23 protein-coding genes and 1 tRNA gene are annotated in these 24791 nt (G+C 58.8%); 14 read left to right on the top strand and 10 right to left on the bottom strand.

Translation table 11 applies throughout. From position 1 onward, the window contains the following. Positions 1–29 precede the first annotated feature (29 nt). Complete coding sequence (gene purH / locus IE123_RS03925; protein WP_229819575.1) at positions 30–1643, top strand: bifunctional phosphoribosylaminoimidazolecarboxamide formyltransferase/IMP cyclohydrolase; 1614 nt, start codon at positions 30–32, stop codon at positions 1641–1643. A 301-nt stretch (positions 1644–1944) separates the two neighbouring features. Then, positions 1945–2100: a hypothetical protein gene (locus IE123_RS03920; protein ID WP_189515268.1), complete on the top strand. Its 156-nt coding sequence runs from the start codon at positions 1945–1947 to the stop codon at positions 2098–2100. A 106-nt stretch (positions 2101–2206) separates the two neighbouring features. Here IE123_RS03920 and IE123_RS03915 read toward each other — a convergent pair whose 3' ends face one another. The 4 genes from IE123_RS03915 to IE123_RS03900 form a co-directional block, all read right to left on the bottom strand. Continuing rightward, positions 2207–3664 carry an NAD-dependent succinate-semialdehyde dehydrogenase gene (locus IE123_RS03915; protein WP_189515266.1) on the bottom strand — a complete coding sequence of 486 codons (1458 nt, stop codon included), beginning with the start codon at positions 3662–3664 and terminating at the stop codon, positions 2207–2209. Between the two features lie 144 nt (positions 3665–3808). Then, positions 3809–4363, bottom strand: a complete 555-nt coding sequence (folE, locus tag IE123_RS03910; RefSeq protein ID WP_229819574.1) for a GTP cyclohydrolase I FolE — start codon at positions 4361–4363, stop codon at positions 3809–3811. 94 nt (positions 4364–4457) lie between these two features. Continuing rightward, positions 4458–5432, bottom strand: a complete 975-nt coding sequence (locus IE123_RS03905; protein WP_189515897.1) for a serine/threonine protein kinase — start codon at positions 5430–5432, stop codon at positions 4458–4460. Between the two features lie 34 nt (positions 5433–5466). Then, complete coding sequence (locus IE123_RS03900) at positions 5467–6003, bottom strand: ComF family protein (RefSeq protein ID WP_229819573.1); 537 nt, start codon at positions 6001–6003, stop codon at positions 5467–5469. 437 nt (positions 6004–6440) lie between these two features. Between IE123_RS03900 and IE123_RS03895 the strand changes: the two genes are divergently transcribed. Then, entirely contained in the window at positions 6441–6656 is a 216-nt protein-coding gene (locus IE123_RS03895) for a hypothetical protein (protein WP_189515262.1), read from the top strand. A 217-nt stretch (positions 6657–6873) separates the two neighbouring features. Beyond that, positions 6874–7053, top strand: a complete 180-nt coding sequence (locus IE123_RS03890) for a hypothetical protein (RefSeq protein WP_189515260.1) — start codon at positions 6874–6876, stop codon at positions 7051–7053. 169 nt (positions 7054–7222) lie between these two features. Here the strand turns inward: IE123_RS03890 and IE123_RS03885 are convergent. Continuing rightward, positions 7223–7307: transfer RNA gene (locus IE123_RS03885), tRNA-Leu, on the bottom strand. A gap of 672 nt (positions 7308–7979) precedes the next feature. Between IE123_RS03885 and IE123_RS03880 the strand changes: the two genes are divergently transcribed. From IE123_RS03880 to IE123_RS03870, 3 genes are read left to right on the top strand one after another with little or no spacing between them, the layout of a single operon-like run. Beyond that, positions 7980–8339 (top strand): hypothetical protein, encoded by a 360-nt coding sequence (locus IE123_RS03880; RefSeq protein WP_189515258.1) that lies wholly within the window; start codon positions 7980–7982, stop codon positions 8337–8339. A 41-nt stretch (positions 8340–8380) separates the two neighbouring features. Next, positions 8381–8593: a hypothetical protein gene (locus tag IE123_RS03875; protein WP_189515256.1), complete on the top strand. Its 213-nt coding sequence runs from the start codon at positions 8381–8383 to the stop codon at positions 8591–8593. Further along, positions 8593–8853, top strand: coding sequence for a hypothetical protein (locus tag IE123_RS03870; protein WP_189515254.1), 261 nt, complete (start codon positions 8593–8595; stop codon positions 8851–8853). Before IE123_RS03875 ends, IE123_RS03870 begins: the two co-directional genes overlap by 1 nt. Positions 8854–8877: 24 nt before the next feature. Here IE123_RS03870 and cobA read toward each other — a convergent pair whose 3' ends face one another. Both cobA and serS read right to left on the bottom strand, forming a co-directional pair. After that, a complete protein-coding gene (gene cobA, locus IE123_RS03865) occupies positions 8878–10053 on the bottom strand; it encodes a uroporphyrinogen-III C-methyltransferase (protein WP_308430183.1) in 1176 nt (391 codons plus the stop codon). A gap of 72 nt (positions 10054–10125) precedes the next feature. Next, a complete protein-coding gene (serS, locus tag IE123_RS03860) occupies positions 10126–11406 on the bottom strand; it encodes a serine--tRNA ligase (RefSeq protein WP_189515252.1) in 1281 nt (426 codons plus the stop codon). A gap of 296 nt (positions 11407–11702) precedes the next feature. On the opposite strand from serS, the gene ydiJ reads away from it, so the two are divergent. Continuing rightward, entirely contained in the window at positions 11703–14801 is a 3099-nt protein-coding gene (gene ydiJ / locus IE123_RS03855; protein WP_189515250.1) for a D-2-hydroxyglutarate dehydrogenase YdiJ, read from the top strand. Positions 14802–14911: 110 nt separating this feature from the next. Further along, the gene (locus IE123_RS03850) at positions 14912–16801 is read left to right on the top strand and encodes a cation:proton antiporter (RefSeq protein ID WP_189515248.1); all 1890 of its coding nucleotides are present in this window, start codon (positions 14912–14914) and stop codon (positions 16799–16801) included. A 94-nt stretch (positions 16802–16895) separates the two neighbouring features. On the opposite strand, the gene IE123_RS03845 is transcribed toward IE123_RS03850, so the two are convergent. Then, positions 16896–18455: a BCCT family transporter gene (locus tag IE123_RS03845; protein ID WP_189515246.1), complete on the bottom strand. Its 1560-nt coding sequence runs from the start codon at positions 18453–18455 to the stop codon at positions 16896–16898. Positions 18456–18712: 257 nt separating this feature from the next. Here IE123_RS03845 and IE123_RS03840 point away from each other — a divergent pair, with 257 nt between their 5' ends. Next, entirely contained in the window at positions 18713–19933 is a 1221-nt protein-coding gene (locus IE123_RS03840) for a NupC/NupG family nucleoside CNT transporter (RefSeq protein WP_189515244.1), read from the top strand. Positions 19934–19977: 44 nt separating this feature from the next. Further along, positions 19978–20586, top strand: a complete 609-nt coding sequence (gene cobO, locus IE123_RS03835) for a cob(I)yrinic acid a,c-diamide adenosyltransferase (RefSeq protein WP_189515242.1) — start codon at positions 19978–19980, stop codon at positions 20584–20586. A gap of 39 nt (positions 20587–20625) precedes the next feature. On the opposite strand, the gene IE123_RS03830 is transcribed toward cobO, so the two are convergent. Beyond that, complete coding sequence (locus IE123_RS03830; protein WP_189515240.1) at positions 20626–21726, bottom strand: ABC transporter substrate-binding protein; 1101 nt, start codon at positions 21724–21726, stop codon at positions 20626–20628. Positions 21727–22043: 317 nt separating this feature from the next. Here IE123_RS03830 and IE123_RS03825 point away from each other — a divergent pair, with 317 nt between their 5' ends. The 3 genes from IE123_RS03825 (at position 22044) to IE123_RS03815 (ending at position 24325) form a co-directional block, all read left to right on the top strand. Beyond that, complete coding sequence (locus IE123_RS03825; protein ID WP_189515238.1) at positions 22044–22811, top strand: SIMPL domain-containing protein; 768 nt, start codon at positions 22044–22046, stop codon at positions 22809–22811. A gap of 252 nt (positions 22812–23063) precedes the next feature. Further along, positions 23064–23978 carry a LysR family transcriptional regulator ArgP gene (locus IE123_RS03820; protein ID WP_189515236.1) on the top strand — a complete coding sequence of 305 codons (915 nt, stop codon included), beginning with the start codon at positions 23064–23066 and terminating at the stop codon, positions 23976–23978. A gap of 2 nt (positions 23979–23980) precedes the next feature. Beyond that, positions 23981–24325: a hypothetical protein gene (locus IE123_RS03815; RefSeq protein WP_189515234.1), complete on the top strand. Its 345-nt coding sequence runs from the start codon at positions 23981–23983 to the stop codon at positions 24323–24325. Here the strand turns inward: IE123_RS03815 and IE123_RS03810 are convergent. Continuing rightward, positions 24300–24638, bottom strand: coding sequence for an MTH1187 family thiamine-binding protein (locus IE123_RS03810; protein WP_189515232.1), 339 nt, complete (start codon positions 24636–24638; stop codon positions 24300–24302). The two genes, IE123_RS03815 and IE123_RS03810, sit on opposite strands and share 26 nt — an antisense overlap. Positions 24639–24791 lie beyond the last annotated feature (153 nt).

Raw genomic sequence — 24791 nt, 5'->3', positions numbered from 1 at the left:
ACAAGCTTACTGCCTGCCACGGAAATCCCATGACTCATCAAGAAGAGACTGCAATGCCTCACGCCTGCCTGCCGATTCGCCGCGCCCTGATCAGTGTCTCCGACAAGGAAGGCATTGTGGACTTCGCCCGCCGCCTCGCCTCGCTTGGCGTTGAGATTCTGTCTACCGGCGGTACATGGCGTCTGTTGAACGAGCAGGGGATTGCCGTCACCGAAGTCTCCGAGCATACGGGATTCCCCGAAATCATGGATGGCCGGGTCAAGACCCTGCATCCACGCATTCACGGGGGCATTCTGGGCCGCCGCGGCCAGGACGATGACGTCATGGCCGAGCACGACATCGCGCCGATCGACATGGTGGTGGTTAACCTCTACCCCTTCGAGGAGACCATTGCCAATCCGGACTGCACACTTGAGCGCGCCATCGAGAACATCGATATCGGCGGGCCCACCATGGTGCGCGCCTGCGCCAAGAATCATGCCTACACCACCATCGTGGTAGACCCGGCCGATTACACCCGCGTGCTTGAAGCGCTGGAAGGCGCAGACCAGGGCACTAATGACACCCTGCGCTTTGATCTGGCCGTCAAGGCCTTTGAGCATACGGCAGGTTATGACGCCGCCATTGCCAGCTATCTGGGTGGCATCGTCGAAAGCAATGACAGCGATACTGCTGCCCTGCCCCGCACCTGGTCGACCCAGTTCCACAAGCGCCAGCAGATGCGCTACGGTGAGAACCCGCATCAGCAGGCAGCCTTTTATACCGAGCGCGAGCCGGCACCGGGCAGTGTCGCCAGCGCCGTACAGCTGCAGGGCAAGGAACTGTCCTATAACAACGTGGCAGATACCGACGCCGCACTTGAATGCGTCAAGACGTTTGACGCCCCGGCCTGCGTCATCGTCAAGCATGCCAACCCCTGTGGTGTGGGCATCAGTCGTGACGGCCAGCTCAAGAGCGCCTATGAGCTTGCCTTCGCCACCGACAGCGAATCCGCCTTTGGCGGCATCATCGCCTTCAACCGTGAACTCGATGGCGAGACAGCGGCCGCCATCGTCGAGCGCCAGTTTGTTGAAGTCATTATCGCACCCACCATCAGCGATGCAGCTCGCCAGGCAGTGGCCGACAAGAAAAATGTGCGGCTACTGGAATGCGGCGCCTGGCCTGAAAGTACCCCTGAAAGCTTTGACTACAAGCGGGTCACCGGTGGTCTTCTTGTGCAGTCACGTGATGATGGCATGATCACGGCCGAGGAACTTCGCACGGTCACACAGCGTGCGCCTTCCAGCGAAGAGCTTGACGACCTGTTGTTTGCCTGGAAAGTGGCCAAATACGTGAAATCCAACGCCATTGTCTACGCTCGCAACGGCCAGACGGTCGGCGTGGGTGCCGGTCAGATGAGCCGTGTCAACTCCGCGCGCATTGCGGCCATCAAGGCAGATCATGCAGGCCTTGAAGTAAAAGGCAGCGTCATGGCGTCTGATGCCTTCTTCCCCTTCCGTGATGGCATCGACAACGCCGCGGCGGCGGGTATTACGGCGGTGATCCAGCCCGGTGGCTCGATGCGTGACGAGGAAGTCATTCAGGCCGCCGATGACGCCGGCATGGCCATGGTCTTTACCGGCATGCGCCATTTCAGGCACTAAATCTGCGCCCTGACCATCAAAAAAGGCCGCCATCGCGAGATGGTGGCCTTTTTATTGCTGCTTGATCAAGGCCGGATCAGCTCATCACATTGTCTCGTTCAAAAGCCATGGCATGCCGATCATGTACCCGCAATTGATGTGTATTGACCCGGGCAAAAATAATTCCCTCCTGAAATGTTTCTTAATCCAAACGGCATAGTGTCCAGACATTGCTGCAGGCAATAATGCGTTGCCCGGGCAGCGTCGGCAGCAGTGACCTGCAATGGCAAAAAATTAAAAAAATTGTCCGGAGTAAAACCGCATGTGGAAGGCACTGTCTCTCAAGGGATTGACCATCAAGAAAATCACCGTCGCTGTCGCGATCACCATCGTGACTACTGCCGGTACCTATGGCTACGCCAGTGAGCAGAGCTGGTGGTTCACACCGGCACACGCCACGCCTGGCATGTGCTCCTGAGCACCCTGAACAATCGACGTGATGAGTTCTGATCATCAACGTGCGCAAAACCCCGCCATGGCGGGGTTTTTTGATGGCCCATGCGAGGATCAGGCGCAAGTACTGATTACTGGATCGTCATGCACAAATATTTCGTTTCCATATATTCTTCCAGCCCGTAGCGCGAGCCTTCACGTCCCAGCCCGGACTCCTTCATGCCACCAAACGGCGCTGCTGCGTTGGAAACAAGACCTTCATTGACCCCCACAATACCGTATTCAAGTGCCTCGCCCACACGCCAGATACGCCCGGCGTCGCGCGTGTAGAAATAAGCAGCCAGACCAAACTCGGTATCGTTGGCCATGCTGATCGCCTGCGCTTCATCGTCAAAGGGGAAAACGGCCGCCAATGGTCCAAACGTCTCCTCGCAGGCCACCTTCATCGATGCATCCGCACCATTGATCAGGGTAGGCTGATAAAAACGGCCTCCCAGCGTGTGCTGATGACCGCCGATCATGAGCTCGGCGCCCTTGTCGATGGCATCCTGAACGTGCTCATGCACCTTGTTGACCGCCTCTTCATTGATCATGGGGCCAATATTGATACCGTCCTGCATGCCATCGCCCACGACCAGATCAGCATTCATGGCCGCTGCCATCTTTTCGCAAAAGGCATTGATCACGCCTGACTGCACCAGAAAGCGATTGGTACAGATGCAGGTCTGCCCTGCGTTGCGAAACTTGGACGCCATGGCGCCGGCAACCGCTGCATCAAGGTCGGCGTCGTCAAACACGATAAAGGGCGCGTTGCCGCCAAGCTCCAGTGAAATCTTCTGAATGTGGGTCGAGGCCTGGGACATCAGCTTGCGCCCGACTTCGGTTGAACCGGTGAAAGTGATCTTGCGCACCAGGCTTGATTCGGTCATGGCCTTGCCAATCTCACTGGCGCTGCCCGGCAGCACATTGAATACACCACGTGGCACTCCGGCACGCTCGGCCAGTACTGCCAGCGCCGTGGCTGACAGTGGCGTCTGGCCGGCCGGCTTGATGACAATCGGACAGCCCGAGGCCAGCGCGGCCGCTGCCTTGCGGGTAATCATTGATGAGGGAAAGTTCCATGGGGTAATGGCACCCACCACACCCACCGGCTGTTTGAGCACCATAATGCGCTGATTGTCCTTCGCTCCGGGAATGGTATCCCCATAGACACGTCGCGCCTCTTCGGCGAACCAGCGCATGAAGCTGGCCGCGTAGACAATTTCACCTTCGGCCTCGGCGACAGGCTTGCCCTGCTCAAGGGTCATGATTCTGCCGAGATCGCGCTTGTGCTCGATCATCAGCTCATACCAGCGATACAGGATGTCAGCACGCTCAAGTGCAGTACGGCTGCGCCAGTCAGGGAAGGCCGCATGAGCCGCCTCGATGGCACGCTGGGCCTCGACGGCTCCCAGACGCGGGACGCGGGCAATGATCTCACCCGTGGCAGGGTTATCGACCTCGATCTGCTCACCGCTGTCGGCCGCTACCCAGTTACCGTCGATATAGGCAAAGGGTCTGTAAAGGCTTTTGTCGTTCAACGTATCCATGTCGTTCTCCTGTCGGCTTGGCGCCCCTGAGGCACTCGGGATATGTACCAAGCATAGGACATGCCTCTGGACTGAAGACAGGGAACAAAAGAACCGCCACCGCCTCTGGTCAGGGCTGACCAGCAAGGCAGCAGCGTATGGCCATCAGTTGTAGACGAGCGTCAGAAACTCCTGACGTGTGGGCAGGTTCTCACGGAAATCGCCCAGCATGACCGAGGTTTTCATGCTGGAATTCTGTTTTTGTACGCCGCGCATCATCATGCACATGTGGCGCGCCTCGACAATGACGCCCACGCCACGAGCATCGGTGGCATCGAGTACGGCATTGGCAATCTGGCGCGTCAGCTCTTCCTGAATCTGCAGGCGACGGGCATACATGTCCACGATCCGGGCAAACTTGGAAAGCCCCAGCACCTTGCCGCGGGGGAGATAACCGATATGACACTTGCCGATAAAGGGCAGCATATGATGTTCGCACATCGAATAGAGTTCGATGTCCTTCACGATCACCATCTCATCGGTATCCGATGAAAACACGGCGTCGTTGACGATATCGCCAAGGCTTTGCTGATAGCCATTTGTCAGAAACTGCATGGCCTTGGCCGCCCGTGCCGGCGTGTCCTGAAGTCCTTCACGCTCGGGGTTTTCACCCAGAGCAGAAAGGATCTCGCGATAATGGTTTTCCATCTCCTGACTCATGTTTCTTTCCTGCGTTTCGGGTATATCCAGTGCCCGGTCGGACACCGTGTCGTGTTTCATTTCCGGTCAATCCGGAAATTGTGCCGGCACTGCATCAGGCCAGCCAGCGGGGTGACGACAGCGCAACACGTTGCTGTTCAAGGGTTCTGATGTGCTGATCCCAGTAATTTTCACTGGCAAGCCAGGGGAAGGCCCGCGGAAAGGCCGGATCACTCCAGCGTTCCACCAGCCAGGCACTATAACGTACCAGACGAAGCGTTCGTAGCTGTTCGATCCATCCCAGCTGGCGCCGGTCCAGCGGGCAGTGCTCTTCGTAACCCTCGACCAGTTCCGCCAGCTGTGCCTGCCAGGTGGGCTCATCCTCTCCGGTCAGGAGCATCCAGAGGTCCTGAACGGCCGGGGCCATGACGCAGTCATCAAAATCCACCAGCGAGAAATGACTTTCCCGCCCCAGAATATTGCCCAGATGGCAGTCGCCATGCACACGCTGAAAGGCATCATCGGGCCAGGCCTTTTCGGGCAGCATGTCCAGCAGGGCCTGACTGATCTGCTCATGGGCGCGACGCTGACGTGCGTTGAGCCAGTGACTGGTACGAATGCTTTCAAGACTCTCGTGCGCGATGGCGTGTGGTCGCAGTATGGCGCGATGTGTAAAGGGTTTGCGCCGGGCGATGGCATGCATTTGTCCAATCGTGCCGCCCAGCGCAAAAAGGTGCTCGGGACTGTCCAGCTCCGGCGCCTGACCCGGGACGAAATAAAAGATCGCCAGGCGAAAACCGTCATGCTGTAGCAGCGTATCGCCCTGGTCGTTTCGCCAGAGCCGGTTGACCGGGCAGCCCGCCCTATCAAGCTCATCGACGAAGGCATGCTCCTCCAGGATGGCGGCATCTTCGAGTCGGTCCGGGCGGTAAAACTTGACGATAAAGCGCTGGTTTTCGTCATCGCGCCAGAGAAAGACCCGATTTTCATAGCTGTTCAGCGCAAAGGGCTCGCCTTCGGTGTAAAAGCCCTGCGCTTCTATGGCCGCCACAATGCGCGCCGGGTCCAGCTGTTCAAAGGGATGAGCCACCATAACAACCTCCGCGTCTGAAGGCGCCATGCTATCAGATTGCGCGTGCCGCCGGGGTACGGGCAAGCGCACAGACAGTGACATGACGGGCGCCCTGCTCGCGGCAGGCACGAGAGAGCGCCTCAAGCGTGGCACCAGTGGTCATGACATCATCCAGCAGCAACACAGCATCCGGCAGCGGTGAGCGCACATGATAGATGCGCCGGACGTTACGTTGTCGGGCAGCGCGCGATAGCCCTCGTTGCGTTGGCGTCAGGCGAAGTCGCGTGGCGCGATACAGCGGCAGATCAAGCGCGCGAGCCATGCGCCTGCCCAGCCACAGGGTCTGATCAAACCCACGCTCTCGTGCGCGCCTGACATGAAGATCCGCCGTGACAATGGCCTGCACAGGGAGAGGGCCATGACGTAGCTCAAGTGCCTGCAGCATGAGCTGCAAAAGAACCTGGCCAGCGCGGCGCTCGGCCCGGAACTTGAAGCGCTGAATCAGCTGCGCAATCTCGCCTTCATAGAGAAAGGGCACCCAGCTGTCATCGAAATTCGGTCGCTGCCTCAGACAATAACCACAGGGCATACTCCCCGACACCGAAGCCGGCCGTGGCTCACTGCACAGCGGGCAGGCACTGGTATGCCATGACAACGCCCTGAAGCAAGGCTCACACCAGGGTCTGTTGCCTGCAGTGCCCGCCAGACAAAAGCTGCAGTATCCCGGCATGCTCCAGGCAAGGGTGCGATCAAGCCTTTCAACAAGACGTCTGCCTTTTACCAGCAGTGGGTATCCTGAGCTGATTGTCATGCGAAGCCTTTTTGACAGTATCAAAAGGCTATCGGCAGATATGGCCTGCACTAAACACTGCCCTGCCACCCGCACCTGCCGGTCACATTCGATGAAACATGGATTAGTGAACACTGACTCCTCGATTGTCTGTCTCAGGAGACAGGACCATTGGACATCATCGACACAGGCTTCGCGGCGCTACATTGAAAAGGTCATCTACTGAGGGTCATGCCATGACTTACGCCTATAAACCGGCTTCACAGGATGCACTGGATGCGACTGCTGCAGCTGAAACCGATCAGAGCTTTATCGTCTACGACGAAGAAACCGGTGATCAGTCAGGCATCTTTGCCTCTGAAAACGAAGCAAGGATGCAGTGCGACCTGCTCAATCGCGAGGATTCAAGCAATCCCAGCGCCTCGGACGTGGAACAGGACAACGATATGTAATGATGACAGTAGAGCACCGGAGGGCGCCCGGCCCATGGCCGGGTGTTTCATTACAGGCGTTATCAAGTGATGCATGCCGCTGACAGACCCAAACGTGGCGTTGAGCGGATGCAGTGAAACGACTGCAAATGCAACAGTACGGGCATGGCGTGACAGAAGCTGTTGCCCTGATTTTTATGACAGCACACCCACTAGCATCAATTCACTGGAGGCATCCATGCCTTATCGTTATCAATATGCCAAAGCAGGAGAATTCACCTCCACGGGTGAGAACGATCACGTCGAAGGATTTGTCGTATTTCTGGAAGGGACAAAAATGGAAATATCGACCTATACGACGGAAGACGCCGCGAAAGCTGCCTGTGAGGAACTTAATCAACAGGAGCAGGATCAGTAAGCTGAAGGCTTTTAAAAGAAAGAGAGACTGGCGCGCATGTCCATGCCCGTTTTCTGACTGTATTACTCAGGAGCGGGCGATGCCTGATAGCGTGCCGATCACGGACAACAGGTCTTGATGACTATTGATGACTATATAAAGGGGGAATAACAACAGAGGCAATAACAAATGGTGCGGAAGGAGAGACTCGAACTCTCACGCCTTGCGGCACTGGAACCTAAATCCAGCGTGTCTACCAATTCCACCACTCCCGCGAGTGCGGCGTATTGTACGCATTGCATCGCCACAGTCAATTGGCACAGACATATCCGCCGTCATCCTGTGAATTCCGGGCAAAGAAAAGCCCCTCAAGGTGAGGGGCAAAGAAACCCAGAAGGATGTCTTGCACTATCTCTGACCGTGATGGTCAGGATTGGTTCCATGACTTTTGAATTAATCTTGAAAATCGTGACCGATATTTCATTTCAACTCTGATGACGACTCTCCTTTCAACAACCCCGGGTTATTACTCCAGCCTTAAATTGAGACATTTCTCGCCTATTTATCAATATAAGTAAGCCTGTACAGACCGCTACAGTGTGCTAGAGTCCGCAGCGCATCAAGGGCAAGGAATGCCTTTGGTGACCGTCATCATGTAATTGCTATCCAAACTGACAAGGGAAATGTCATGAACCCAACTACTGCTTCCCGCGGTGGCCCGCGTTGTCCTGAATGCAATGTCCCGCTTTCATGGCCTGGGCATACTTCAGGCCATCACGAACTACACTGTCCTAATGGACACTATATCTGCACCATGCAGGAGTTTCGTCAGGCGGCCTACGAACTTGCCATGGTCGAAGAGTTTCAACTCCATCGTGCCGGCCTGGCCCGCAAGGCAGGCTAACCCCCTGGTTGAATGAGCCGTGCCCGATCAGAGGAGCGTCAGCATGCGTCAACATCGCATTGGTCTTCTATCCTTGTCTGTCGGTCTGATGCTGGCAGCAGGCATGGCTCAGGGTGTTGCCGCATCCCAGGAGCGCGCCGGCAGTGAAGCACAACAACGCTTCGAGCGCGCTCAGCAACACTCCCGTATTCAGTCCAATGAATCCAGCATCAACCGTCAGAAATCCAGCCTGCGCAACCCGCAGACTACCTCGCATGGCGAGCGGTCACTGCAACAGCAACAGTTGCGGCAATCACAGCGTAATCTTCAACGGGAAAAGCGCAGTTATCAGCAGCGCAATGCCACCTCTGTACCACGCTCATCAAGCACAACAACCAATGATCGCGATCGTGACGTTCGCTGATACACTGTCATGAACATATCGATTTCTTGATGGAGTGGCCCGTGATGACCAGCGCCTGCTATCCGGAACATCACACGCCCTGTCAGGCATGGGCATCACGCTGGATGGAATCCTTTCTGGCGTGCCCCGACGAGGCGTGGAACACGTTCGAGTCCGCACACCGTACCGCCTTTATCATTTTGCGCGTGACACGCCCCGAGCTGGGTGAGGATATATTGATCGATTCACTGATTCAGGCACAGATGGTGTCGTAATGTCCCAGCCGGATGCTGATGTCGCCACTGACGAAGTGCCAGAAGAAAAGATGCCGATGGGGTATCGTTCGCTGCGCAACCCGCTGCCTTCCAACCGCCGCTATCGCAATGTGCTCTGGTATGAACGTTTCAACTGGCTGATGCTGACCCTGTTTGCCCTGTTCAGCCCCATTGTACTGGCACTGGTAATCAGCTATATGCAGAACATACCGATGCCCTTCCCGGTACCCGCAATCCCCGATATCCCCTTTTTGCACTGACAACGCAAGGCAAGCGCTTTCCAATCAGCGGCTGTCGGCCAGCGGTAGCGGTGAGGGATGCTTGCCGCTTTCCCAGCCAAGGCTTTTGGCCGTTTGCGTGGCAAACCAGCCCAGCGTGTCATGCAGGGTCACAACCTCCCCGACAATAATCAGGGTCGGTGGCGCTGCCTTCAGATCTTCAAGCTGGCCCGGCAAATTCTCAAGCGTACCGGTATGCAGGCGCTGTCTGGCGGTTGTGCCCTGCTCTACCAACGCGATCGGCGTTGAGGCAGACAACCCGTGACGTATCAGCTGCTCACAGAGGGTGTCCAGCGTCCCAAGGCCCATGTAAAAGACCAGCGTCTGCCCAGGCGCCGCCAGGGTCTGCCAGTCAAGATCACAGGTGCCATTACGCAGATGTCCGGTGACAAAACGCACGGACTGTGCATGATCGCGATGCGTCAGCGGAATACCGGTGTAGGCCGAAATCCCCGTGGCTGCCGTAATGCCCGGCACGACTTCAAAGGAGAGCCCTGCGGCCGCCAGCGCCTGTAGCTCTTCGCCACCGCGACCGAAAATGAAGGGATCCCCTCCTTTCAGTCGTACGACGCGATATCCCGCGCGCGCCCAGTCCACCAGTGACTGATTGATGCCTTCCTGAGGCACACTATGTGCCGAGCGTGCCTTGCCAACGTACAGGCGGCGCGCCTGCGGATTGGCAAGCGCCAGAATTTCCGGGCTGACCAACCGGTCATGAATGACCACTTCCGCCTCCTGGAGTCGCTCCAGCGCGCGCAGTGTCAAAAGCCCGGGATCGCCGGGGCCGGCGCCAACCAGGGAGACATGACCACGTCGCAGGGAGTTTGATGTCTCGGGGGCCAGCGCCCGGGTGCGAACCGGTAAACGCACGGTAGATAGCTCAGGACAGGCAGGCACATGGACCCCGATATGGCGCTCGCGCGCCATGGCTGCCCAGTGGGCATCCTCATCCTTGCTGCCGGTGGCCACCATCCAGAGCTGACCGGTCTGCGGCATGTCGTCGACACAGTGCCAGCCCTCTTGATCCGCCAGCGCCGCCAGCGCCGGCATCATTTCACCATGCAGGGTCAGGGCCAGCTCAAGGCCTTCGAACTGACGCGCCATTAACAGCGCCGCCTGACCGGCGCCGATCAGATGCGCCTCCAGATGACGAGGATCAAACTGGAGTGAAAGCAGTTCCATAAGCCCTCCAAGCGTTGTTGTTATCGCCTGATCATACAGCGCGCCGACCCTTGCGTGCCGACGCGCGCATCATCATGGCTGGTTAATACGCTCCACCCCCCCCATCCAGGGGCGAAGGGCCTCGGGAATGGTGATCGAGCCATCGGCCTGCTGATGATTTTCCATCAATGCCAGCAGACAGCGGCCGACCGCGAGCCCCGAGCCGTTGAGCGTATGCACCAGTGATGGCTTTTTCTGCCCCTGGGCACGAAAGCGTGCATGCATGCGTCGCGCCTGGAAATCTTCCGTGTTGGACACCGAGGAGATTTCGCGGAAGGTGTTCTGGCTGGGCAGCCACACTTCAAGGTCATAGGTCTTGGCAGCGCCAAAGCCCATGTCGCCGGTACACAGGGTGACCACCCGATACGGCAGCTCCAGCGCCTGCAGGATCGCCTCGGCGTGCCCGCGCATCTCTTCGAGCGCTTCATAGGAGTGCTCGGGATCAACGACCTGCACCATCTCGACCTTGTCGAACTGATGCTGGCGAATCATGCCACGAGTATCGCGGCCATAGGCGCCGGCTTCACTGCGATAACAGGGTGTATGTGCGGTCATACGAAGCGGCAGTTTCGCGCCGTCAATAATCTCATCACGCACGATGTTGGTCAGCGGTACCTCGGCGGTCGGGATCAGGTAATACTCCTGATCGCCTTCCAGCTTGAAGAGGTCATCGCCGAACTTGGGCAGCTGTCCGGTACCAAAGAGCGAGTCACGATTGACAATATAGGGTACGGCCACCTCTTCATAGCCGTGCTCAAGCGTCTGCTTGTCGAGCATGAACTGTGCCAGTGCCCGGTGCAGCCGCGCGATGGGCCCGCGCATGACGGCAAAGCGGGAGCCGGTGATTTTGGTCGCCAGCTCAAAGTCGAGATAGCCATACATGCCGCCCAGGTCGGTATGATCGCGCACGGTAAAGTCAAACTCGCGCGGTGTGCCCCAGCGGTGCAGCTCGACGTTGTCTTCCTCGTCCTGCCCATTGGGCACGCTCTCGTGCGGCAGATTGGGAATGGCAGTCGCGATGGCCTCGAATTCGGCCTGCACCTGAGCGAGTTCACGGCTGGCGCTGTCGAGTTCATCGCCCAGATTGCCAACACTTGCCAGCAACGGCTCGATGTCCTCGCCGCGTGACTTGGCCTGCCCGATCTCCTTTGAGCGGGTGTTACGCTCGTTCTGGAGTTCTTCGGTACGGGTCTGAAGCTCACGTCGGCGTGCCTCGAGCGTGCGGACCTGGTCAACATCAAGGGCATAGCCGCGGCGGGCAAGGCTTGCGGCAACGCTGTCAGGGTCGCTGCGCAGCAGTTTGGGATCGAGCATGACTATCCTGTCGGTTCGTGACAATAATGTCCGCCAATCGCGAACGCGATGCGGAATCAAAAAAAGGAACACATTGTAAAAAATAACGCTGCCCGACACTATTGGCCGACAGCCGACCACGACACTTTATCTGCCGCAGCTGCATGACCGCCAGTGCATTATGCGCATACCGATCCGCAATGGCGACAGCCGCCTGCCTACTGCGATGAGACAGAATACGCACGCCAACTGCCGCCCGAGCCGATGGCGCAGAACAATCGAACGCTCCTGACAGACGACAGCCGCAAGACTTGATCATGACCGAACAGCTTAAGACTTCAGCGCTCGAGCAGTGCTATCAGCAGTTTCTTGACACCCTTGAGGCCCGCGGTTTCAAGGGTGACATTGCCGCGGACGATGCCAACCGCGTCGTGCTGGCCACCGACAACTCGATCTATCAGCGCCTGCCCCGGGCCGTGATTTACCCCCGCGATGGGAATGACGTTACCCTGCTGGCCAGCCTCGCCGGTGAAGCGGCCTTTACAGAAGTGGTACTGGCGCCACGCGGTGGCGGCACGGGTACCAACGGGCAGTCCCTGACCGACGGTCTGGTGGTGGATGTGACCCGCTACATGCATCACATCATCGATATCGATGTGGAAAACCGCCGCGTGCGCGTTCAGGCCGGTGTGGTCAAGGACCAGCTCAATGCCGCTCTCAAGCCCCATGGGCTTTTCTTTGCGCCCGAGCTTTCGACCTCCAATCGCGCCACCATCGGCGGCATGATCAGTACCGACGCCTGCGGTCAGGGCTCGCGTGCCTATGGCAAGACACGCCATCACGTGCTCGAACTTGATGTAGCCCTGCTGGGCGGCGAGCGTTTTATCAGCCGGCCGCTTGATGACACTGCGCTTGAGGCGCAGTGCGAACGCCCTGATCGTATTGGTGAAGTACATCGCTGTGCCCGCGATATCATCGATACGCGTCAGGAACAGATCCAACGCGTCTTTCCACCGCTCAACCGCAGCCTGACCGGCTACGATCTGGCGCACCTGTGCACCGAGGAAGGTCTTTTTGATCTCAACAGCGTGCTGTGTGGCAGTGAGGGTTCGCTGGGCTTTCTGATCGAAGCCACGCTCAACGTGCTGCCGTTGCCCGAGTATTCGGCGCTGATCAACGTACGCTATCCGGGCTTCATGGACGCCCTGCGCGACGCGCGCGCCCTGATGGGCAGCGATGACAGCACGGACGCGCCCACGTCGATTGAAACCATTGACGACCGCGTGCTGATGCTTGCCATGGAAGACATCATCTGGGAGGGCGTGGCGGAATACTTCCCTGACGGTGAGAAAGGCGCTGCCCCGGTACGCGGCATCAACCTCGTCGAGTTCAACGACAGCAACGAGGCATCACTCAAAAAGCGCGTCGAGCACTTTATAGAGGCACTGGGTCACGACACCAGCGTTGAGCGCCTGGGCCATACAATCGCCTGGGGCCGTGAGCGCATTACGACGGTCTACGGGATGCGAAAGCGCGCTGTTGGCCTGTTGGGCAACGCCCGCGGCGAGAAACGACCGATCCCCTTTATCGAGGACACGGCCGTCCCGCCCGAGCAGCTTGCCGACTACATTGCCGAGTTTCGCGCCCTGCTCGATGGTTACGGTCTCGAGTACGGCATGTTCGGTCATGTGGATGCCGGCGTGCTGCACGTCCGTCCGGCCATCGACATGAAGGACCCCAAGCAGGCGGCCCTGATTCGCCCGCTCTCCGATGAGGTCGTCGCGCTGACCCAGCGCTACGGCGGGCTGTTATGGGGTGAGCATGGCAAGGGCATTCGCTCGGAGTACACGCCGGCATTTTTTGGTGATCTCTATCCGGCCCTTCAGCAGCTCAAGGGTGCCTTCGATCCGCACAACCAGCTCAATCCCGGCAAGATCGCCGCGCCGCCGTCAAGCAATGCCCCGCTTCTTGGCGTGGATGGCGTCACCACTCGCGGTGAGCTTGATCGCACGATTGATGAGCGGGTCTGGCAAAGTTATCAAAGTGCGGTGTATTGCAACGGCAATGGCGCCTGCTACAACTACGATCCCAATGACGCCATGTGTCCGTCGTGGAAGGCCACGCGCGAACGCATCCATTCTCCCAAGGGACGCGCCAGCCTGATGCGCGAATGGCTGCGCCGCGAACAAAACGCCGGTCACGATGTGCTGGCTGAAGCACACGAGCTGCGCCAGGCCGGCATGATCCAGCGACTCAAGACGCTGCCGGCACGGCTTCGTCGCACACTGGGCAATGAGGATCGCTTTTCCGATGAAGTCCACGAGGCCATGGCCGGCTGTCTGGCATGCAAGTCCTGCGCCGGACAGTGTCCGGTTCGGGTCAACGTTCCGGATTTTCGCAGTCGTTTTCTGGAGCTTTACCATGGCCGGCGCATCAGACCCCTGCGCGATCATCTCATCGCCCGCATGGAAATCCTGATGCCGCGGCTCAAGCGCGTGGCACCGCTGTATAATTTCCTGCTGCGTCAGAAGCCGATCCAATACGTCATGGCGCGCGGTATCGGCATGGTGGATGCCCCGAGCTTTTCGCACAGCGACTTTCACAAGCAGCTGGGTGCCTGGGGAATCGCCGAGGCAACGCCAGTGGCGCTCGGGCTTTTAAGTGAACAGCAAAAGGCGCGCAGCGTCGTGCTGATTCAGGACGCCTTCACCTCCTGGTTTGATGCCGATGTTGCCCGTGAATTTGTCGAGTGCCTGAGCCTTATGGGCATTCGCGTGTTCGTGGCGCCCTATCTGCCCAACGGCAAGCCCATGCATGTACAGGGATTCATGGGCGCATTCGACAAGGCCGCGCGCAAACAGGCCGCGCAGCTTCGGGCGCTGGCGCGTCTTGAAGTGCCAATGGTCGGACTCGATCCGGCCATGACCCTGACCTACCGTCAGGAGTATGTCGAAGCCCTGGGCAGGGACGCGGTGCCCGAGATACTGCTGGCCCAGGAGTGGCTGCTCTCCATGGCAGGCACGCTGGCGCCGACTTCGGCCTCGAACAGCCCCCAGGCCGGCTCAAACGTCCGCTATCAACTTTTGAGCCACTGCACGGAGAAGACCAATGCGCCGGGCAGTGCGAAGGCCTGGCAGCAGGTCTTCAGCGCCTTTGGCCTTGAGCTTGAACTGATACCCACGGGCTGCTGTGGCATGTCCGGCACCTATGGCCACGAGGCGCGCAATCTTGAGACATCGCGCGTGATTTACAGCCAGTCCTGGCAGCCGCTGGTGGAAGATGCTGATGACAACACTCAACTGCTGGCCACCGGCTACTCCTGTCGCAGCCAGGTCAAGCGCTTCTCAAGTGTGACCCTCCAGCATCCGTTACAGGCACTGCTAACGCATTTGCGCCAGCAAAGAGCCACGCAGTAACGGATCAACGGCCGCCAGCTTAAGGCGGCCGCTTTCGCTGGCCGTTGCAACGGCCAGTGCCTGCGTCTAGGCTGCGCACCCATTATCAGTCCCTACCGGAATCTTCCTGCATGGAAAACGCTGCGCTTTATCTGGCCTTGATCGGCCTGCTGTCCCTGATGTGTCAGTGGGCCGCGTGGCGGGTCCACCTGCCTGCCATTCTGCCTCTTTTGATTGTCGGCCTGATTGCCGGCCCCGTGACCGGCTGGCTGAATCCCGATGCCATTCTGGGCGACCTGCTCTTCCCGCTGGTCTCGCTGTCCGTGGCGGTGATCCTCTTTGAAGGCAGTCTCACGCTCAATTACGAGGATCTGCGGGGCCATGGCCGCACCGTGATTCGTCTGATCACCTGGGGGGTGGTGATTACGGGATTGATCGGTACGCTGGCGGCCTGGTGGCTTTTGAACATGCCGCTCGAGATCGCCGCCGTTCTGGGCGGCCTGCTGGTCGTGACCGGCCCTACCGTGGTCATCCCGCTGCTGCAGACATTGCGCGCCAAGGCCAATCTGTCCCAGATCCTGCGCTGGGAAGGCATTCTGGTGGACCCGGTAGGCGCCCTGCTGGCCGTTTTGATTTATGAATTCGTGGCGCTGGGGCAGGAAAACGGTGCGGCGTCCCATACCATACTGCTGTTTGGCCAGACCGTCGGCCTGGGGTTCGGGCTTGGCGCGCTGGGCGGCTGGCTCTGGGGTCTTATTCTGCGTCATCACTGGCTGCCGCAGCGGCTGCATAACTTCGGCACCCTGATGATCATGCTGACGCTCTTTGCCGGCTCCAACGCGCTGTTTGAAGAGTCAGGGCTTCTGACCGTGACCGTCATGGGCATCTGGCTTGCCAACATGCGTGGCATTCCGGTGCGCCCGATCATCGAATTCAAGGAAACGCTGACCGTTTTGCTGGTGTCGGGGCTATTCATCCTGCTCGCGGCACGCATCTCGACCGAGCAGCTGATGACCCTGAACTGGCCGGCCTGGGTGTTTCTGGGCGTGCTCATGTTTGTGGCCCGCCCGATTACCGTCTGGATCTGCACCATTGGTACCGAACTTCACTGGCGCGAAAAGGCCCTGCTGGCATGGCTCTCGCCCCGCGGTATCGTGGCCGCCGCCGTGGCCTCACTGTTTGCCATCAAGCTTGAGCAGGCAGGCGTTGAAGGCGCCGAGATGCTGGTACCGATCACCTTCCTGGTCATTATCGGCACCGTGGTCATCCAGAGCCTCTTTTCCAAGCCGATCGTCAGAGCGCTGAAGGTCAATGAGCCGGAGCCCACCGGCTTTCTCATTCTGGGCGCCAACCCGGTTGCTCGCGCCATTGCCAGCGAACTGATGACGCTGGGCTGGACCGTCCGGCTGACCGATACCAGCTGGGACGCCGTTCAGGAAGCCCGCATGGCCGGTCTGCCGGTCTATTACGGCAATCCGCTGTCGGAACATGCCACCCAGCACCTGGAGCTGACCGGCATTGGCCGCCTGCTGCCGCTGTCGCCTTACCGCGAGCTCAACAATCTGGCGGCCCTGCACTTTGAGCACATCCTGGGCCATGGCAATGTCTTTCGGCTGTCGGAAGAGTCAGGCAAGCACGCCAAGCGCCAGCAGGACCGGGCACTGGGTCATCTGCCGCGTCTTTTCAATGACGATGCCACCTTTGCCAAGCTTGCAAGCCTTGTGGCCAATGGTGCTGAAATTCGGGTCGCGAAAATGACCGAAAACTTCGGGCTCGAAGAGTATCGCCGCATTCATGATGGCCGACTGATGCCGCTGTTTTGCATCGCCGCCAACGGCCGCCTGCGTGTAGCTCATACCGATGCCCCCCTGGCGCCACGGCCGGGCGAACGTGTGATCAGCATGATCTATCCGGACTCTCCGGAAATGCAGCCCGGCGAGCGGGAAGAACGCGCTCGCGAAGAGCAGCGTGTCGCACCGGTGCGCAGCGACAGCAGCAATCCCGGTCGACTGCCCTCGTGATCATGCATGACCCATGACACGCTGATGTGACATGAAAAAGCCTCGCGATTGCGAGGCTTTTTTTATTGATGCCCGGGAAGGACCCATCGAAGGATTACATATTGATGGGCCGCTTCTCGGTGGCAATGCCCTGCTCACGTGCCATGGCATAGGCCGCTCTTGGACCGGTCCAGAGCAGTGGCAACAACAATATGGATACCGGAACGGCTGCAATCACGATCACTGATTGCAGTGCATCGATACCGCCTTCGCCCATCATCAGCAGCAGCGCTGCGACCACGCCAAAGGAGATGGCCCAGAAAATCCTGACAAACGCCGATGGCCTGGCGTCGCCGGTCACCGCCATTGAGATGGCGTAGGCCATCGAATCACCGGTCGTGGCGACAAAGATGGTGGTCAATACCAGAAAGGCCGGCACGATGATAAATGACAGCGGCAGTTGACTGGTCACCGCCAGCAGCGCAGCAGGCAGGCCACCGGCGTTCAGGGAATCCGAGACACTGCCGGGATTTTGCAGCTCATAGAAGATGCCCGAGCCACCCAGGGTGGCAAACCAGATATTGGTGGCGATCGGTGCAGTAATGGCCAGTGCAATGACCAGTTCCCGCAGGGTACGCCCCTTCGAAATGCGGGCCACGAACATGGCCATCGACGGCACAAAGCTGATAAACCAGCCCCAGAAAAAGAGCGTCCACTGCCCCAGCCAGGCTTCATTCTCACTACCCCGCGCCAGCGACATACCAATGAAGTTGTGCAGGTAGCTGGCAAAGCCTTCCATCATGGAGTGAACGATAAACGTACCGGGTCCCGCCACCATGATCAGCACAAACAGTGTCAGCACGATCCAGACGTTGCAGTTGGAAAGCCACTGAATGCCGCGAGACAGCCCGGTAGCCGCTGACAGCGTGTAGATGACGACCAGCCCGCCCAGAATGGCCAGTTGCAGACTATAGCTGTCGGCCCAGCCAAACAGCGTGTTGAACGAATAGGCAAGCTGGGTGGCCAGAAAACCAATGGGCCCGATGGTGCCGGCCGCGACACCCAGAATGCAGACGACATCGGCCACCACGCCCAGCCAGTGCGTTTCCACCTTCTGTCCCAGAAAGGGATACAGCAGTGCCCGCGGGCGCAGTCGAATGCCACCGTGGTAGTGGGCATGGATCATGACCAGCGCCGACAGCGTGCCCAGACAGGCCCAGGCGCTGAAGCCCCAGTGAAAAAAGCCCTGCGCCAGCGCAGGGCCAACGGCAGCAGGCGTTCCGCTTTCCACACCGTCAAAGGCGGGCGGCGTCGACATGAAATGATAGATGGGCTCGGCGGTTGACCAGAACACGCCGCCGCCGCCCAGCAGGGCACAGAGAATCACGGCATGCCAGTTGAAGGTCGACATGGTGATTTCGCTTTCGTTACCACCCAGACGCACATCGCCATAGCGCGTCAGGGCCAGGGCCAGGGCGATCACGAGATTGAGCAGCATCCACAGCTGCCAGTAGGCACCAAACCAGTAGGTTGACCAGCCAAAGGCTGTGTTGATCCAGCCACTGACCGTATTGATATCGATCAGGGCAGCGACCACGAACAGCACAAGCAGGCCGCCACTGAGTGCAAATACGATACGTTGACCGCGCACTCGAGCGGAGTCGGAGGATGACATGAAGGAGGTTCACCGTTGTAAGCAAAGGCGCTCACCCTACCAATCCGCGATCTTCAGGTATATTCAAATTTTAAATCCGGCCATAAAATTGGCGCCCTTGTGCGGGTCCGCTGCCCTGCCGGTGACTGCCCGTGCGCTCAGGCTTCAATCTGGTAAGGTGTGCGCCAAAGCGTTCGGGCAATACGAAAGCGTCCGGGCGATACGAGAGAGCGTTGTTCCCTGGAACAATCAACAATACATACCGGGAGTTGCTGAGCATGCAAATTCTGATGGGACTGGTCGGCATCGTGTTCGTGCTGGCAGTCGCCTTTGTCTTTTCCGAAAACCGCCGCGCCATTCGTTTACGCACCGTCTTCTGGGCGTTTGTCCTGCAGGCGGGGTTTGCCCTGTTTGTGCTTTATGTGCCGGTGGGCCAGAGCATCCTGCTGGGCATGTCCGGCGGCGTTCAGGCCGTCATCGACAGCGCCGGCGATGGCATCGAGTTTCTCTTCGGCTCGCTGGCCGGTGGCAACAATGGCTTCATCTTTGCCATACAGGTGCTCTCGGTCATCGTCTTTTTCTCATCATTGGTCTCGGTACTGTATTACCTGGGCATCATGCGCTGGATCATCAACATCCTCGGCGGCGGCATTCAAAAGCTGATGGGTACCAGTCGGCCTGAATCCCTGTCAGCTGCTGCCAACATCTTTGTCGGTCAGACCGAGGCGCCGCTGGTGATTCGCCCCTTTATTGCCAACATGACCCGCTCGGAGCTTTTTGCCGTCATGGTCGGCGGGCTTGCCAGCGTGGCCGGTGGCGTACTGGCCGGTTACGCCGCGATGGGTGTGGACCTTCAATACCTGATTGCGGCGTCCTTCATGTCGGCCCCCGGTGGTCTTCTGATGGCCAAGATGATGCTGCCAGAAACCGAAACGCCGCAGCATGACACCAACATATCGACCGCCGAAAACGAGGAAAAACTGGCCAACGTCATCGACGCTGCAGCCACGGGCGCCAGTACCGGGGTGCAGCTGGCGCTTAATGTCGGCGGCATGCTGCTGGCGTTTGTCAGCCTGATTGCCCTGCTTAACGCCATACTGTCAGGCGTCGGTGGGCTTTTTGGTTTTGACGACCTCTCCATGCAGCTGCTGCTGGGCTACGCCTTCTCTCCGGTGGCATGGCTGATTGGCGTACCGTGGTCGGAAGCGGTGGCAGCCGGCAACTTCATCGGTCAGAAAACGATTCTCAACGAATTCGTGGCCTTTGCCTCGTTTACCGGCTTTGAGGGCAGTCTGAGCGAGCACACGCGCGCCATCATTACCTTTGCGCTGTGTGGCTTTGCCAATATCTCCTCCATTGCCATCCTGATGGGGGGCCTGGCTGTCATGGCACCGTCACGGCGTGGTGATGTGGCCCGGCTGGGGCCAAAAGCGATTCTTGCCGGCACACTGTCCAACCTGATGAGCGCCTCGCTTGCCGGGCTTTTTCTGTCGCTGTAAGCGCATGACCAACGCCACAACGTTTTCAAACGGGATAGCCTGACATGAGCAACGACGACCAGCGTCAGGCGCGCCACCAGCGCGCCATGGAAAAACTGAAAAGCCACGTGGATGAACGGGTAGCCAATGCCAACGAGGAGCGTGGGCAGCTGCTGATATTGACCGGCAATGGCAAGGGCAAGACTACCGCGGCCTGGGGGACAGTGACCCGGGCGCTGGGCTATGGCTATGGCGTGGGGGTCATTCAGTTCATCAAGGGCGAATGGGAATGCGGTGAGCGTGAGCGCCTGCAGGATGATCCGCATTTACAGGTGGTCACCATGGGTACCGGGTTTACCTGGGAGACACAAAACCGCGAGACCGACCGTCAGGCCTGCGAAGCGGTATGGCAGGACGCTGAAAGGATGCTCAGTGACCCGGCAATCTATCTGGTCGTGCTCGATGAGATCACTTATATGCTGAAATTCGGCTATCTCGATATCGATACGGTCAAGCAGGCCATTGATGCGCGCCCGGTCGAACAGACCGTGATCGTGACCGGGCGCAACGCCCATCGCGAGCTGATGGCCATGGCCGATACCATCACCGAGATGCAGGAAACCCGCCATGCCTTCAACAATGGACTGAAGGCACGACGCGGCATCGATTACTGATCTTCTCCCCCGCCACGGTGTCCGCTCACGGGCACCGTGTTACTTCTTCAGGTCAACCCAGAGCGTGCCCTTGAAAGGATCGCTGATGTAGTGCTCGTTGATCTCGTCAAGCGTCTGATGGGCATCGATATCCTGAAACTCATCGGGGTAGGCCCATTTGGCCATCTGCTCCAGCACCAGAATATTGAGCGGCGTATTGATCAGGTGATGATACAGCCCGTGCACCCGGCCGTTTTCCACGGCGCTCAAATGGCCGATCAAAGGCCGCTCCAGAATGCGCTTCAGGGAACCGAGAGCCTCTGCGCCATCCACATCCGGCCCCAGGACCAGGCCGTTAACGCGGCGCAGATAGCCGCCACCGGTAGCAATATAGACATCGGGATCACGGGTCAGTACGTACTCGGGGTCGATGCGACCGCTCTTGCCCTTGAGCACATCGGCACCGATGTTATCCACGTTCAGCCGTCTGGCGAAATGATCAAAGCTGCCCTGCCCGGGCGAGTTGCAGCACTCGTTCATGCCGGCATGGGCTTCGATCATGACCGTGGGCCTGGTGGTGTTTGAACCCTCTTCAATCCGATCCAGCACGGCCTGGCGCTTTTGCTCATAAAAGCTGATAAAGCGCTCGGCCTGATCCTCCCGACCGAGCAGGGTTCCCAGCGCGCGCAGGCTGGGCACGGTGTCATCCAGCGGATCCGTTGCGAAGTCGATGAACACGACGGGAATGCCGGCTGCATCCAGTTGATGCATGAGCTCCTGCCCCTGAGACGCCGGCACCTGCGAGCGGCTCAATACGACAGCGTCGGGATTCATCGAAATGATCTTCTCCACCGAGATACCACCGGGCCCGGGACCATCCCCGACAATCGGCAGCGCATCAAGCTGCGGGGCTCGCTGGTGGTAGATCTCATAGAGCTCGGGGGAGCGCTTCATGTCGCTGCCCCAGCCGAGCAGCCAGTTCGCCGGATCCTTGTCGAGCAGCGACAATGCGATCAGCTGACGTCCTTCCGCCAGCACAATATGTTCCGCCGGTTTTTCAAGCGTGATGTCCCGGCCTTCAATGTCATGTACCGTAATATCTGCCTGCGCTGACAATGAACATACGCCCAGCGCAAGACCTGCAAGCCATCGTTTACTCACATGCATCCTGATGTATTGTCCTGACTGATCAAAAAACGGTTTCTCCGGGGCAGCGCCCGCAGCGCTCATCATGATCCTGCGTGTTCGGTGAGGCAAATATCGCCGCCAATCGCCGGTCTGTTTTCTCCGTGTGCCTCTTTTGTACATTGCACGCCCTGTATACAGTGAGCAATGTTGCGCAAAGAGCGTTGTACTTCATGCCACAGCCTCTTTACTATCTCGGACAGTATTGTCCCCTGAGGTCATTTCAGGTCTGTCCTGACCCCGTCATCGCCCTTTTACCGCGCAGACTGCGCCTTTTGTGGAGCCTCAATCAAATGCCTGTCCTGCTGCGTTCCCACACGCTTCTGGCTCTGGTGCTCATGAGCCTGCCAATGCTGCCCGCTCTGGCAGCAGAGACGCCAACACCCCGTCAGATCGAGGTGCAGGCCAGCGCCAGCATTGATGTGGCGCCTGACCGTGCCACGCTGAATGCCGTTCTGACCGAAGCAACGCCGCTTGTCGAGATGGGCACCGAGCGCGATGGTGATACCACGATCAAGGCGCGTGAACAGTTGGAAAAACGCAGCACCGCCCTGATCAAGGCGCTGCGAAAGCTGGGTATTGATAATGATCACCTTCATGCCGGCAACCTGAGCGTGCGCAACGAACAGCAGCTGCAGCAACACGATCAGAATGCTCCCCTGCTTGAGCGCATGGTCATCGAGCGCAATCTTGATATCGACATCAGCGATCTGACAACGCTACCCGATGTCATTGATGCCCTGTTTGCCAACGGCATCGATCGTCTTGCCGGCATTCGCTATGACGTCAAGGACCGCGAAAGCGTAGAAAACCAGGCGCTGCGACAGGCACTGGCCCGTGCTCGACAAAAGGCAGAACTGATGGCTGAGACCCTGTCCGTACCTCTGGGCGACGTTACACGTATTCAGGAAACCCAGTCACCGGTATTTCGTCCGATGATGATGGCCGCGGCGCGCAGCGAGCAGGCTGACAGTGCCACTTATGCTCCGGGCACCATTAGCGTGGATGCAGGTGTCATGGTCAACTGGTCACTTGAGGCATCCTCGACGAATACACACTGACCCCCGGGGGTCCCTTGCCCTGACAGCACTGGACCAACCGGCTACAGGATCTGTCATCAGACACTGATACACCCAGGGAAATATGTCGGATACTCATGCCAGGCCCTTCAGGTGCCTTCTCGAGGATGCTGCCATGGCGGCCTCGAGACTGGCACTTTTGAATCATGGTCATGACGGCACGTCGGCATATTACATGCCCTATTCTATAGGGCTGTTGGATGGAACCATCATATAAAGCGGCTAGCAGGCGTTATGCTCGACTATAAACTTCTTGAGGCGCTTGGCGCCGTTGTGGACCAGGCAGGCTTTGAGCGCGGCGCTCAGGTATTGGGACTTACCCAGTCCGCGGTATCACAAAGGATCAAGCTTCTGGAGGCGCGTCTGGGCCAGCCGGTCCTGATTCGTGCGCCACGCATTGCTCCCACCGATCTGGGCAAAAGGCTTCTCAACCATATTCAGCAGGTAAGACTGCTGGAGCATGATCTGCTTGATTACGTGCCCTCACTGGGCGATCGCGAACAGCGTCTTCGCATCGCGCTCAATGCCGACAGCCTGGCCACCTGGTGGGCCGAGGCGGTCGAGGACTTTTTTCGTGAGCATAGCGTGCTGTTTGATCTGGTCGTCGAGGATCAGGAAACGGCACTCAAGCGTATGCGTGATGGCGAGGTCGCTGCCTGCCTGTGCATGACGCCACGCTCGATTCAGGGCGCCCGCGCGCGTCCGCTTGGCGGGATGCGTTACCGGCCGCTGGCCACGCCCGGATTTGTGAATCGCTACTTTCCCAACGGTCTGGATCGCATTTCTCTGGCCGAAGCGCCTGCGGTGGTCTTTGGACCCGATGATCGACTGCAGCAGCGCTACATTGCCAACCATGGCGTGACCGTGCCTTTTCCGCATCATCTGTGCCCTTCTTCCGAAGGGTTTTATCAGATGATTCGTTCCGGCATCGGCTATGGCCTGGTACCCGAAATTCAGGCTCGAGAGGCCATCGAGCGCGGCGAACTGGTTGATCTTGAAAGCACCGCTGATGTCATCGTACCGCTGTACTGGCACTATTGGCGCCAGGGGGGCAATATACTGGAAGCGCTGACACAACACCTGACCCAGCATGCACGGCGCTGGCTGACTGACCTTGACGGCTTTGACAACCCTACGGGAGCGCTGTAACCATGCGAGCCTGGCCTGCCCTGACGTTGACCGCTGCCTGTCTTGGCGCGTTGCTGCTCTCTGGCTGCAGCAATACGCGACAGGACAGGCCGGCACAGGACACCCTGGTGGCCCAGGCCAGTGCCATTGATGAAGCCACGGCTCGGGCCAGTGCCATGGCGGCCGGGCAGCAACAGTGTCAGGCGGCCAACGGTGGCCATGCCAGTCTCATCGACATGCAGGTCACGCCGCCTGCCATGGCCACCATGGACGACGACGCCAATGCCAGCTCCACCACGGGCGCCCTGGAAGCTGCCACATCGGAAGGCGATGCCTGGCACGCTACGCTGACCCTTCGCTGCCGCTGATTCCTTTCTCCCTGCCCTGGCGCAGACGCTGCACGCTTTCGATCTTGTCCGTCATGCTCTGCTCACGATCCGTGCGCGTCCCAATGCGCATGGAGGTCGTGATCCGGGGCGCCCCCATGTCATGCACAACTTCGTGACAGCGTTTGACCACCTCGAACACGGCGTCCCACTCACCTTCGATATTGGTACCGTAGGCGTGCATCTGATGCTCAAGCCCTGCCTGCTCGATCACTTCCTGACAGGCTGATACATAGGCGCCTACCGATACACCCACACCCAGTGGTACCACGCATAGATCAATCATGACATGCATGTAAGTTTCTCCTTGAATGGTCATGGGATAAGACACACCCTTGGCCAGGTGAACGCAAACCTGCAAGGTAGCTTATCGCTTGAGGATTTTAGCCGAACAGTTTTGAGAACTGCTGCCCGGGCAAACGAGGGGGCACTGCAGTAAGGTCATTCT

This window comes from Kushneria pakistanensis (assembly GCF_014652795.1).
GTDB lineage: Bacteria > Pseudomonadota > Gammaproteobacteria > Pseudomonadales > Halomonadaceae > Kushneria > Kushneria pakistanensis.
This window is presented reverse-complemented; position numbering and strand designations above follow the sequence as displayed.